General features: G+C 63.3%; 12 protein-coding genes. All 12 read left to right on the top strand.

The genetic code is table 11. The features are described from left to right. Positions 1-13: 13 nt before the first annotated feature. Genes ABIC90_RS01480 through ABIC90_RS01535 form a run of 12 tightly spaced genes read left to right on the top strand, consistent with a single transcriptional unit; the run spans position 14 to position 12,638 of the window. On the top strand, positions 14-493 hold the full coding sequence (locus tag ABIC90_RS01480; protein ID WP_007837763.1) for a NuoB/complex I 20 kDa subunit family protein: 480 nt from the start codon (positions 14-16) through the stop codon (positions 491-493). Positions 494-506: 13 nt separating this feature from the next. Then, entirely contained in the window at positions 507-1,118 is a 612-nt protein-coding gene (locus ABIC90_RS01485; protein ID WP_354352260.1) for an NADH-quinone oxidoreductase subunit C, read from the top strand. A gap of 1 nt (position 1,119) precedes the next feature. Further along, positions 1,120-2,373, top strand: coding sequence for an NADH-quinone oxidoreductase subunit D (locus ABIC90_RS01490; RefSeq protein WP_354352261.1), 1,254 nt, complete (start codon positions 1,120-1,122; stop codon positions 2,371-2,373). Positions 2,374-2,383: 10 nt separating this feature from the next. Continuing rightward, positions 2,384-2,923 carry an NADH-quinone oxidoreductase subunit NuoE family protein gene (locus ABIC90_RS01495; protein WP_354352262.1) on the top strand — a complete coding sequence of 180 codons (540 nt, stop codon included), beginning with the start codon at positions 2,384-2,386 and terminating at the stop codon, positions 2,921-2,923. Next, positions 2,923-4,263, top strand: coding sequence for an NADH-quinone oxidoreductase subunit NuoF (nuoF, locus tag ABIC90_RS01500; protein WP_354352263.1), 1,341 nt, complete (start codon positions 2,923-2,925; stop codon positions 4,261-4,263). Before ABIC90_RS01495 ends, nuoF begins: the two co-directional genes overlap by 1 nt. Before the next feature lie 20 nt (positions 4,264-4,283). Further along, positions 4,284-6,455, top strand: coding sequence for an NADH-quinone oxidoreductase subunit NuoG (nuoG, locus tag ABIC90_RS01505; protein ID WP_354352264.1), 2,172 nt, complete (start codon positions 4,284-4,286; stop codon positions 6,453-6,455). Continuing rightward, positions 6,452-7,528 (top strand): NADH-quinone oxidoreductase subunit NuoH, encoded by a 1,077-nt coding sequence (gene nuoH / locus ABIC90_RS01510; protein WP_354352265.1) that lies wholly within the window; start codon positions 6,452-6,454, stop codon positions 7,526-7,528. The genes nuoG and nuoH overlap by 4 nt, the downstream gene beginning before the upstream one ends. Before the next feature lie 17 nt (positions 7,529-7,545). After that, entirely contained in the window at positions 7,546-8,091 is a 546-nt protein-coding gene (gene nuoI / locus ABIC90_RS01515) for an NADH-quinone oxidoreductase subunit NuoI (RefSeq protein ID WP_354352266.1), read from the top strand. Between the two features lie 37 nt (positions 8,092-8,128). Further along, entirely contained in the window at positions 8,129-8,785 is a 657-nt protein-coding gene (locus tag ABIC90_RS01520; RefSeq protein ID WP_354352267.1) for an NADH-quinone oxidoreductase subunit J, read from the top strand. Beyond that, on the top strand, positions 8,782-9,090 hold the full coding sequence (nuoK, locus tag ABIC90_RS01525; RefSeq protein ID WP_354352268.1) for an NADH-quinone oxidoreductase subunit NuoK: 309 nt from the start codon (positions 8,782-8,784) through the stop codon (positions 9,088-9,090). Before ABIC90_RS01520 ends, nuoK begins: the two co-directional genes overlap by 4 nt. Positions 9,091-9,097: 7 nt before the next feature. Continuing rightward, positions 9,098-11,134: an NADH-quinone oxidoreductase subunit L gene (nuoL, locus tag ABIC90_RS01530; protein WP_354352269.1), complete on the top strand. Its 2,037-nt coding sequence runs from the start codon at positions 9,098-9,100 to the stop codon at positions 11,132-11,134. Positions 11,135-11,159: 25 nt separating this feature from the next. After that, entirely contained in the window at positions 11,160-12,638 is a 1,479-nt protein-coding gene (locus ABIC90_RS01535; protein ID WP_354352270.1) for an NADH-quinone oxidoreductase subunit M, read from the top strand. The last annotated feature ends 7 nt before the right edge of the window (positions 12,639-12,645 follow it).

Here is a 12,645-nt window from a genome sequence, read left to right on the forward strand (position 1 = left end):
AGGAAGTACCACGATGGCCATTGAAGGCGTTCTCAAAGAAGGCTTCGTCACCACCACCTACGACTCGGTGGTGAATTGGGCGAAGACCGGATCTCTCTGGCCGATGACGTTCGGCCTCGCATGCTGTGCGGTCGAAATGATGCATGCGGGCGCGGCCCGCTACGACATCGACCGTTTCGGCATGCTGTTCCGTCCAAGCCCGCGCCAGTCCGACCTGATGATCGTGGCCGGCACGCTGTGCAACAAGATGGCGCCCGCGCTGCGCAAGGTCTATGACCAGATGCCCGAGCCGCGCTGGGTGCTCTCGATGGGGTCGTGTGCCAATGGCGGTGGCTACTACCACTACAGCTATTCGGTCGTGCGCGGTTGCGACCGCATCGTGCCCGTCGATGTCTACGTTCCGGGTTGCCCCCCCACCGCCGAAGCGCTGCTTTACGGCGTGATCCAGCTGCAGCAGAAGATTCGCCGCACGAACACCATTGCCCGCGCCTGAGAGATTGCCGACGATGACTGACTTTGCAATTTCGCCGGAGGTGCTGCGCGCCACCATCGCCGAGGCGCTGGGCGCCAAGGCCAAGAGCGTGACGCTCGCACTGGGCGAGGTCACCGTGGTGGTGAGCGCTGCCGACTACCTCGAAGCCGCCACGCTGCTGCGCGATGCGCCCGGCTGCCGCTTCGAACAGCTGATCGACCTCTGCGGCATGGATTATTCCGACTACCGCGAAGGTGAGTGGCAGGGCGAGCGCTTCTGCGTTGTCACGCACCTGCTGTCGGTGAGCCTCAACCAGCGCGTGCGCCTCAAGGTCTTTGCCGCCAGCGAAGACCTGCCCGTGATCGACTCGCTCCAGCCCGTTTGGAGCGCTGCCACCTGGTTCGAGCGCGAAGCCTTCGACCTCTATGGCATCGTGTTCGACGGCCACGACGATCTGCGCCGCATCCTGACCGACTACGGCTTCATCGGCCACCCGTTCCGCAAGGACTTCCCGGTGTCGGGCCACGTCGAGATGCGTTACGACGAAGAACAGAAGCGCGTCGTGTACCAGCCGGTATCGATCGAGCCGCGAGAAATCACGCCGCGCGTGATCCGCGAAGACAACTACGGCAGCGGTTTGCACTGATATGGCCGAAATCAAGAACTACACCCTCAACTTCGGCCCCCAGCATCCGGCCGCGCACGGCGTGCTGCGCCTGGTGCTCGAGCTCGACGGCGAAGTGATCCAGCGTGCCGACCCGCACATCGGCCTGCTGCACCGCGCGACCGAGAAGCTCGCCGAATCGCGTACCTTCATCCAGTCGCTGCCCTACATGGACCGCCTCGACTACGTGTCGATGATGTCCAACGAGCACGCCTACTGCCTCGCCATCGAGCGGATGATGGGCCTCGATGTGCCGATCCGCGCGCAGTACATCCGCGTGATGTTTGCCGAGATCACCCGCCTGCTGAACCACCTGCTGTGGCTCGGTGCGCACGGTCTGGACTGCGGCGCGATGAACATGCTCATCTACTGCTTCCGCGAGCGTGAAGACCTGTTCGACATGTACGAAGCCGTCTCCGGTGCGCGCATGCACGCGGCGTACTTCCGTCCGGGCGGCGTCTATCGCGACCTGCCGGATTCGATGCCGCAGTACAAGGTCAGCAAGATCAAGAACGCCAAGGCCATCGAGCGCCTGAACGAAAACCGCCAGGGTTCGCTGCTCGATTTCGTCGACGACTTCTGCAAGCGCTTCCCGAAGATGGTCGACGAGTACGAAACGCTGCTCACCGACAACCGCATCTGGAAGCAGCGCACCGTGGGCATCGGCGTGGTCACGCCCGAGCGCGCGCTGAACCTGGGCTTCACTGGCCCCATGCTGCGCGGCTCGGGCATCGAATGGGACCTGCGCAAGAAGCAGCCCTACGACGTCTACGACCAGATGCAGTTCGACGTGCCTGTGGGCAAGACGGGCGACTGCTACGACCGCTACCTCGTGCGCGTCGAAGAAATGCGCCAGGCCAACAAGATCATCCAGCAGTGCTCGGCATGGCTGCGCGCCAATCCCGGCCCGGTGATCACCGACAACCACAAGGTCGCCGCGCCCGCGCGCGAATCGATGAAGGCGAACATGGAGGAGCTGATCCACCATTTCAAGCTCTTCACCGAAGGCTTCCATGTGCCCGAAGGCGAAGCGTATGCCGCCGTCGAGCATCCGAAGGGCGAGTTCGGCATTTATCTCGTGAGCGACGGCGCCAACAAGCCTTACCGCCTGAAGATCCGTGCACCCGGTTTCCCGCACCTTGCCGCCCTCGACGAAATGTCGCGCGGTCACATGATCGCCGACGCTGTCGCGGTGATCGGCACGATGGACATCGTGTTCGGCGAAATCGACAGGTGAGAAAGAGCGAATGACTTCCTCAACCCATCACCATGACGCGGCTCCCTCGGCCCCGTTGAAGGCCGAGATCCTCGAGCGCTTTGCGCGCGAGGTCGCCAAGTACCCCGAAGCCGGCAAGCAATCCGCCGTGATGGCGTGCCTGGCCATCGTCCAGCAGGACGAAGGCTACGTCAGCATGCAGCGCGAGCGCGAGATCGCCGACTACCTCGGCATGGCGCCCATCGCCGTGCATGAAGTGACGACCTTCTACAACATGTACAACCAGCATCCGGTGGGCAAGTTCAAGCTCAACGTGTGCACCAACCTGCCGTGCCAGCTGCGTGACGGCGTCACCGCGCTCGTTCACCTCGAGAAAAAGCTGGGCATCAAGATGGGCGAGACCACCGCCGACGGCGTGTTCACGCTGCAGCAGAGCGAGTGCCTGGGCGCCTGCGCCGATTCGCCCGTGATGCTGGTCAACGACCGCACCATGTGCAGCTTCATGAGCAACGAGAAGCTCGACCAGCTCATCGAAGGCCTTCGTGGCTCGACCAAAGGGGAGGCCGCCTGATGTCGCCCGAACAAGTGCTCCAGCAGTTCCAGGCGACGGGCGTCCAGACCTGTTTCCATGACCGCCACATCGAGCCGCAGATCTATGCGGGCCTGAACGGCACCAACTGGCGTCTGGCCGACTATGAGGCGCGCGGCGGCTACAAGGCGCTGCGCAAGATCCTCACCGAGGGCCTCACGCCCGACCAGGTGATCGCCGAAGTCAAGGCCTCGGGCCTGCGTGGCCGTGGCGGCGCCGGTTTTCCGACGGGCCTCAAGTGGAGCTTCATGCCCCGCCAGTTCCCGGGCCAGAAGTACTTGGTCTGCAATTCGGACGAAGGCGAGCCGGGCACGTGCAAGGACCGCGACATCCTGCAGTTCAACCCGCACATCGTGATCGAGGGCATGGCCATCGCCGCGTATGCGATGGGCATCAGCGTGGGCTACAACTACATCCACGGCGAGATCTTCCAGAGCTACGACCGCTTCGAGGAAGCCCTCGAGGAAGCACGCGCCGCCGGCTATCTCGGCGACAAGATCATGGGCAGCACGTACAACTTCCAGTTGCACGCGGCCCACGGCTTCGGCGCCTACATCTGCGGTGAAGAAACCGCGTTGCTCGAATCGCTCGAAGGCAAGAAGGGCCAGCCGCGCTTCAAGCCACCGTTTCCCGCGAGCTTCGGTCTCTACGGCAAGCCCACCACCATCAACAACACCGAGACCTTCGCGGCGGTGCCCTGGATCATCAACAACGGCGGTCCGGCTTATCTCGAATGCGGCAAGCCGAACAACGGCGGCACCAAGATCTATTCGGTGAGCGGCGACGTCGAACTGCCCGGCAACTACGAAGTGCCGATGGGCACGCCGTTCTCCAAGCTTCTTGAACTGGCGGGCGGCGTGCGCAAGGGCCGCACGCTCAAGGCCGTGATTCCCGGCGGATCGTCGTCGCCGGTGCTGCCGGCCGACATCATGATGGCCTGCACCATGGACTACGACTCCATCGCCAAGGCCGGCTCCATGCTGGGTTCGGGCGCGGTGATCGTCATGGACGACAGCCGCTCGATGGTCGAGTCGCTCAAGCGCCTGTCGTACTTCTACATGCACGAGTCCTGCGGCCAGTGCACGCCTTGCCGAGAAGGCACGGGCTGGCTCTACCGCGTGGTGGACCGCATCCACAACGGGCAGGGCAGGGCGACCGACATGGACCTGCTCAACTCCGTGGCAGACAACATCCAGGGCCGCACCATCTGTGCCCTCGGCGATGCGGCGGCGATGCCGGTGCGCGCCATGATCAAGCACTTCCGTCACGAGTTCGAGGCCCTGATCCCGGGCTACGTCCCGAAGGCGCCCGTCCAGGCCTGAGCGCGAGAAGAAACATACTCATGATCGAAATCGAACTCGACGGCAAGAAGGTCGAAGTGACCGAAGGCAGCATGGTGATGCATGCGGCCGACAAGGCGGGCACCTACATCCCGCACTTCTGCTATCACAAGAAACTCAGCATCGCGGCCAACTGCCGCATGTGCCTGGTCGACGTGGAAAAGGCGCCCAAGCCGATGCCGGCCTGCGCCACGCCCGTCACGCAGGGCATGATCGTTCGCACCAAGAGCGAAAAGGCCATCAAGGCGCAGCAGTCGGTCATGGAGTTCCTCCTGATCAACCACCCGCTGGATTGCCCCATTTGCGACCAAGGCGGCGAATGCCAGCTGCAAGACCTGGCCGTCGGCTATGGCGGCTCTTCTTCGCGCTACGAAGAAGAGAAGCGCGTCGTCTTCCACAAGGACGTCGGCCCGCTGATCAGCATGGAAGAGATGAGCCGCTGCATCCATTGCACGCGTTGCGTCCGCTTCGGCCAGGAAGTGGCCGGCGTGATGGAACTGGGCATGACCCAGCGCGGCGAGCATTCCGAAATCGAAACCTTCCTCGGCGACTCGGTCGACTCGGAACTGTCGGGCAACATGATCGACATCTGCCCGGTCGGCGCGCTCACGAGCAAGCCGTTCCGCTACAGCGCCCGCACCTGGGAGCTGTCGCGCCGCAAGTCGGTGAGCCCGCACGACTCCACCGGCGCCAACCTGATCGTCCAGGTCAAGAACCACCGCGTGATGCGCGTGGTGCCGCTGGAAAACGAAGACGTTAACGAATGCTGGATCGCCGACCGTGACCGCTTCTCGTACGAAGCGCTCAACGGCCCGGAACGCCTGACGCAGCCCATGCTCAAGCAGGGCGGCCAATGGCAGCAGGTCGACTGGCAGACCGCGCTCGAATATGTGGCCAACGGCCTGAAGCAGATCAAGACCGACCACGGCGCGCAAAGCATCGGCACGCTGGTCAGCCCGCACAGCACGCTCGAAGAGCTGCAGCTCGCCGCCATGCTCACGCGTGAACTGGGCAGCGACAACATCGACTATCGCCTGCGCAACGCCGAATTTTCGGCCTTCGAAGGCGTGCGTTGGCTCGGCACCTCGATTGCATCGCTCACGCAAGTGCAGCAGGCGCTGGTCGTCGGCTCGAACCTGCGCAAGGAACATCCGCTGTTCGCGCAGCGCGTCCGCCAGGCCGTGCGCAAGGGCGCCGCGCTGTCGGTCATTACCTCGGCCGCGCTCATGGCCGACCGCGAGGCGTGGGCCATCAACGTCGCGCAATCGACGATTGTCGAAGCCGATCAATGGGTCGAGGCACTCGCTGCCGTGGCCGCCGCCATCGGCAAGACCAACGGCGCCGCTGCCCTGCTGGCACCGAAGAACGAACCTGACGCAGCCGCACAAGCCGTCGCAGCATCGCTGCTGAGTGGCGAGCGCAAGGCCATCCTGCTCGGCAACGCCGCCGCCCACCACGCACAAGCCAGCAGCCTGCTGGCCCTCGCGAACTGGATCGGCGCGCAAACCGGTGCCACAGTCGGCTACCTGACCGAAGCCGCCAACACCGTGGGCGCACAGCTCGTCGGTGCCTTCCCGAAGAACGGCGGCCTCGACGCCGGCCGCATGCTTGCCACCGGCTCCGGCCTCAAGGCCGTGCTGCTGCTGAACACCGAGCCGGTGTTCGACTCGGCCGCGGGCGCCGCGGCAGCCGATGCCATCGGCAATGCGCAGATGGTCGTCACGCTGAGCCCCTTCAAGGCCAACCTCGAATTCAGCGACGTGCTGCTGCCCATCGCGCCGTTCACCGAAACACCCGGCTCCTTCGTCAATGCCGAAGGCCGCCTGCAAAGTTTCCATGCCGTCGTGAAGCCGCAAGGCGAAGCGCGTCCGGCGTGGAAGGTGCTGCGCGTGCTGGCCAACCTGCTGGGCCTGCCCGGCTTCGCCTTCGAATCCACCGCCGATGTGCTCAAGACAGTGGGCGAGGGCGGTGCCGTTCCGGCGAGCGCGCTGAGCAACGCCACGGCTGCGAAGGCCGTGGCTTCTCACGGCGCGGCGCCCGCGCCTGTGGTCGCGAGCATCTACCAGCTCGACTCCATCGTGCGCCGCGCGCCGTCGCTGCAACTGACGGCCGATGCGCGCAACGCATCGACCCCACCGGTCGCATCGGCGCGGGCCGAGGAGGCATTGGCATGATCGACGCGATTCATGGCTTCGGCCAGGGGCTGATCGCCGCAGGCTGGTGGACGGCCGTGGCATGGCCCGTGATCTGGACGCTGATCAAGATCATCGTGGTCGTGATCCCGCTGATGGGGGCCGTGGCCTACCTCACGCTGTGGGAGCGCAAGGCCATCGGCTTCACGCAGATCCGCATTGGCCCCAACCGCATCGGACCGCTGGGTCTGCTCCAGCCGATCGCCGACGCGCTCAAGCTGATGACCAAGGAAATCATCATTCCGACGGTCGCCAACAAGGGCCTGTTCCTGCTCGGCCCGATCATGACCATCATGCCGGCGCTTGCCGCATGGGCGGTGATTCCCTTCGGCCCCGATGTGGCGCTCGCCAACATCAACGCAGGCCTTCTGTTTGTGATGGCCATCACCTCGCTCGAGGTGTACGGCGTGATCATCGCCGGCTGGGCATCGAACTCGAAGTACGCCTTCCTGGGCGCACTGCGCGCCTCGGCACAGATGGTGAGCTACGAAATCGCGATGGGCTTCTGCTTCGTCGTGGTGCTGATGGTCACGGGCAGCCTGAACATGAGCGACATCGTGACCGTGCAGGGCAAGGGCATGTTCCATGACCTGGGACTGGGCTTCCTGTCGTGGAACTGGCTGCCGCTGCTGCCGATCTTCGTCGTCTACTTCATCTCGGGCCTGGCCGAAACCAACCGCCACCCGTTCGACGTGGTCGAAGGCGAGTCCGAAATCGTTGCAGGCCACATGATCGAGTACTCGGGCATGAGCTTCGCGATGTTCTTCCTGGCCGAGTACGCCAACATGTGGCTGGTCTCGATCCTCACCGTGGTGCTGTTCCTCGGCGGCTGGCTGCCACCGTTCGAGTTCCTGAGCTTCATTCCGGGCTGGATCTGGCTCGGCGCCAAGACCTTCTGCGTGGTCACCATGTTCCTGTGGGTGCGCTCGACGTTCCCGCGCTTCCGCTATGACCAGATCATGCGTCTGGGCTGGAAGATCTTCATTCCCGTCACTCTGGTGTGGCTGGTCGTGGTCGGTGGCTGGATGCAGACGCCGTTCAACATCTGGAAATAACTGGAAGCGCCAACATCATGACTGCTTCGCAAACCGCCGGCGCGCTCGCGCGCCCGTCCAAGCTGGCTTCCGCGCCGTTCTCGCTCAAGGATTTCTTGGGCAGCTTCATGCTGTTCGAATTGTTCAAGGGCCTGGCGATCACGGGCAAGTACGCCTTCGCCCGCAAGATCACGGTGCAGTTCCCCGAAGAAAAGACACCGCTGTCGCCGCGTTTTCGCGGCCTGCACGCGCTGCGCCGCTATGAAAACGGCGAGGAGCGCTGCATTGCCTGCAAGCTGTGCGAAGCCGTCTGCCCGGCATTGGCGATCACCATCGAATCCGATGTGCGCGACGACGGCTCGCGCCGCACCACGCGCTATGACATCGATCTGACCAAGTGCATCTTCTGCGGCTTCTGCGAAGAGAGCTGCCCGGTCGATTCGATCGTCGAGACCCACATCTTCGAATACCACGGCGAAAAGCGCGGCGACCTGTACTTCACCAAGGACATGCTGCTGGCCGTGGGCGACCGCTACGAAAAAGAAATTGCAGCGAACAAGGCGGCCGACGCCAAGTACCGCTGATCCGACCAGCCCGAAACCCGTACCAATTCGAATTCCAATGGACGTCAAGACCGGTCTGTTCTATCTGTTTGCCGCGGTGCTGCTGTTCGCAGCCTTCCGCGTCATCACTGCACGCAACCCCGTGTACGCCGCGCTGTACCTGGTGCTGGCCTTCTTCCAGGCTTCCGCGATCTGGCTCTTGCTGCGTGCCGAGTTCCTGGCGATCTCGCTTGTGCTGGTGTATGTCGGCGCGGTGATGGTGCTGTTCCTCTTTGTCGTGATGATGCTGGACATCAATGTCGACGGCCTGCGGCAGGGCTTCTGGAAGCACTTTCCGCTCGCTGCCGGTGTGGGCGCGTTGATCGCGCTCGAAATGGCGGCCGTGCTCATGGGCGGTTTCCGCCTCGGTGAAGCACCGCGCGCCATGGCGACCACCTCCGCCAACACCTCCAACACCATGGAACTGGGCAAGCTGCTCTATTCCGAATACCTGTATCCGCTGGAAATCGCGGCGGTCATCCTGCTCGTGGCCATCATTGCCGCCATCGCACTGACGCTGCGCACCCGCAAGGACAGCAAGTACACCAACCCGTCCGACCAGGTGCGCGTGAAGGCGCGCGACCGCGTGCGCATCGTGCAGATGGAAGCCACGCGCGCGGCCGAACCGGTGGTGCCGGCGGCCCCGGCGGAAGCGGCAAAGGAAAACAAGGCATGACAGTCACGCTAGGACACTTCCTCTCCCTGGGCGCGATGCTCTTCGCGCTGTCGGTGATCGGCATCTTCCTGAACCGCAAGAACCTGATCGTGCTGCTGATGGCCATCGAGCTGATGCTGCTCGCGGTCAACATGAATTTCGTGGCGTTCTCGCACTACCTGGGCGACATGCACGGACAGATCTTCGTGTTCTTCATCCTGACGGTGGCCGCGGCCGAGTCGGCCATCGGTCTTGCATTGCTGGTTCTCCTGTTCCGCAACAAGTCCAACATCAACGTCGACGAACTCAACTCGCTCAAGGGTTGAAACCAGTATGAGCGCAACCCTTTCCGCATCTACCCTCCTGGCCGTGCCGCTGGCACCCCTGGTAGGCGCCGTCGTCGCAGGCCTCTTCGGCACCCAGTTCGGCGGCAATCACATCGGCCGCAAGGTCACGCATTCGCTGACCATCCTCGGTGTGCTGGTCGCCTTCATCATCTCGGCCATGACGCTCAAGAGCGTGGTGGTCGACGGTGCCCGCTTCAACGCCACTCTCTACGAGTGGATGGTGGTCGGCGGCCTGAAGATGGAAGTCGGTTTCCTGGTCGACGGCCTCACGGCCATGATGATGTGCGTGGTGACCTTCGTGTCGCTGATGGTGCACATCTACACCATCGGCTACATGGAAGAGGACGCCGGCTACAACCGCTTCTTCTCGTACATCTCGCTGTTCACCTTCTCGATGCTGATGCTCGTCATGAGCAACAACATGCTCCAGCTGTTCTTCGGCTGGGAAGCGGTGGGCCTGGTGTCGTACCTGCTGATCGGCTTCTGGTTCAACAAGCCCACGGCAATCTTCGCGAACATGAAGGCCTTCCTGGTCAACCGCGTGGGCGACTTCGGCTTCATCCTGGGCATCGGCCTGATCGCCGCCTACGCCGGCACGCTGAACTACGGCGAAGCCTTCGCCAAGGCCGACATGCTGGCCGGCATCACCTTCCCCGGCACCGAGTGGATGCTGGTGACCGTGATCTGCATCTGCCTGTTCATCGGCGCGATGGGCAAGAGCGCGCAGTTCCCGCTGCACGTGTGGCTGCCCGACTCGATGGAAGGCCCGACGCCCATCTCGGCGCTGATTCACGCGGCGACGATGGTGACGGCCGGCATCTTCATGGTGGCGCGCATGTCGCCGCTGTTCGAGCTGAGCGATACGGCCCTGAGCTTCATCCTCGTGATCGGCGCCATCACCGCGCTCTTCATGGGTTTCCTGGGCATCATCCAGAACGACATCAAGCGCGTGGTCGCGTACTCCACGCTCTCGCAGCTGGGCTACATGACGGTGGCGCTCGGTGCCTCGGCCTACTCGGTCGCTGTGTTCCACCTGATGACGCACGCCTTCTTCAAGGCACTGCTGTTCCTGGGCGCGGGCTCGGTGATCATCGGCATGCACCACAACCAGGACATCCGCTGGATGGGCGGCGTGCGCAAGTACATGCCCATCACCTGGATCACCTCGCTCCTGGGTTCGCTCGCACTCATCGGCACGCCGCTGTTCTCGGGCTTCTACTCGAAGGACAGCATCATCGAAGCGGTGCACGAGAGCCACCTGTGGGGCGCCAACTTCGCCTACTACGCGGTGCTGGCGGGCGTGTTCATCACTGCGTTCTATTCGTTCCGCATGTACTTCCTGGTGTTCCACGGCAAGGAGCGCTACGACCAGAACCCGGATGCGCACCATGACGACCATGCGGCGCACGGTGACGATCACCGCCATGGTCACCATGACCACAAGCCGCACGAATCGCCCATGGTGGTTTGGCTGCCGCTGGTGCTGCTGGCCATTCCTTCGGTGGTGATCGGCTTCCTGACCATCGATCCGATGCTGTTCGGCGAGTTCTTCAAGGGCGCGATCTTCGTGGACGGTGCCAAGCACCATGCCATGAAGGAGCTCGAAGAAGCCTTCCACGGCCCGGTCGCCATGGCGATCCACGGCCTGCAGACAGCGCCGTTCTGGCTTGCGCTGGCGGGTGTGGTGTCGTCGTACCTGATGTACATGCAGTTCCCGGCGGTGCCGGCTGCGATCAAGCGCGCTTGCGGCCCGATCTACCGCCTGCTCGAGAACAAGTACTACCTCGACTGGATCAACGAAAACATCATCGCCCGCGGTGCGCGCCTGCTCGGTACCGGCCTCTGGAAGGGCGGCGACCAGGCCCTGATCGACGGCGCCGTGGTCAACGGTTCGTGGAAAGTGATCGGTCGTATTTCGAGTGTGGTCCGCTGGGTTCAGTCGGGCTACATCTATCACTACGCCTTTGCGATGCTGCTCGGCATCTTCATCCTGATGACGTACTTCGTCTGGTTCAAACGCTGAACCCGAACGCTGGAGAAAAAGAAAAATGGGTTTGTTGAGCCTTGCCATCTGGGTGCCGATCGCATTCGGCGTCGCGCTGCTGGCGTTCGGCCGCGACGAGCACGCCAAGGGCGTGCGCTGGGTCGCCCTGGTCGGCGCCATCGTGAGCTTCCTGGTCACGGTGCCGCTGTTCACTGGCTTCCAGAACGGAACCGCCGCCATGCAGTTCGTCGAAAAGACGAGCTGGATCGCGCGCTTCAACGTCAATTACCACATCGGTCTTGACGGCCTGTCGCTGTGGATGGTGCTGCTCACTTCGTTCATCACGGTCGTGGTCGTCATCTCGGCCTGGGAAGTGATCACCGAGCGCGTGAACCAGTACATGGGCGCGTTCCTGATCCTGTCGGGTTTCATGATCGGCGTGTTCTCCGCGCTCGACGGCATCCTGTTCTACGTGTTCTTCGAAGCCACGCTGATCCCGATGTACCTGATCATCGGCATCTGGGGCGGCCCGAACAAGATCTACGCGGCGTTCAAGTTCTTCCTGTACACCTTGCTCGGCTCGCTGCTGATGCTGGTGGCGCTGATCTTCCTGTACAACAAGTCGGGCGGCAGCTTCGACATCCTGGCCTGGCACAAGCTGCCGCTGGGATCGACCGCGCAGACCTTCCTGTTCTTCGCCTTCTTCGCGGCTTTTGCCGTCAAGGTGCCGATGTGGCCGGTTCACACCTGGCTCCCGGATGTGCACGTCGAGGCACCCACCGGCGGCTCGGCCGTGCTGGCCGCGATCATGCTGAAGCTGGGCGCCTACGGTTTCCTGCGTTTCTCGATGCCCATCGCTCCTGACGCTTCGCACGAATGGGCCTGGCTCATGATCGCGCTCTCGCTGATCGCGGTGATCTACGTGGGCCTGGTGGCGCTGGTGCAGCAGGACATGAAGAAGCTGGTGGCCTATTCGTCGGTCGCCCACATGGGCTTCGTGACGCTGGGCTTCTTCATCTTCAACGAACTCGGCGTGTCCGGCGGCATCGTGCAGATGATTGCGCACGGCTTCGTGTCGGCCGCAATGTTCCTGGGCATTGGCGTGCTGTACGACCGCGTGCATTCGCGCCAGATCGCCGACTACGGCGGCGTGGTCAACACCATGCCCAAGTTCGCCGCGTTCGCGCTGCTGTTCGCCATGGCCAATTGCGGCCTGCCGGGCACCGCCGGTTTCGTGGGCGAGTGGATGGTGATCCTGGGCGCCGTGAAGGCCAACTTCTGGATCGGCCTGGGGGCAGCCACCGCGCTGATCTTCGGCGCCGCCTACACCCTGTGGATGTACAAGCGCGTGTACCTCGGCCCGGTCGGCAACGACCACGTCAAGGAACTCACCGACATCAACGCCCGCGAGTTCCTGATGCTGTCGCTGCTGGCCATTGCCGTGTTGTGGATGGGCCTGTATCCCAAGCCCTTCACCGACGCCATGGACGCTTCGGTGACCGAGCTTCTTCGCCATGTGGCGATCTCGAAGCTGCCCAATTGATGCCACG

The organism is Variovorax boronicumulans (assembly GCF_040544675.1).
Lineage (GTDB): Bacteria > Pseudomonadota > Gammaproteobacteria > Burkholderiales > Burkholderiaceae_C > Variovorax > Variovorax boronicumulans_D.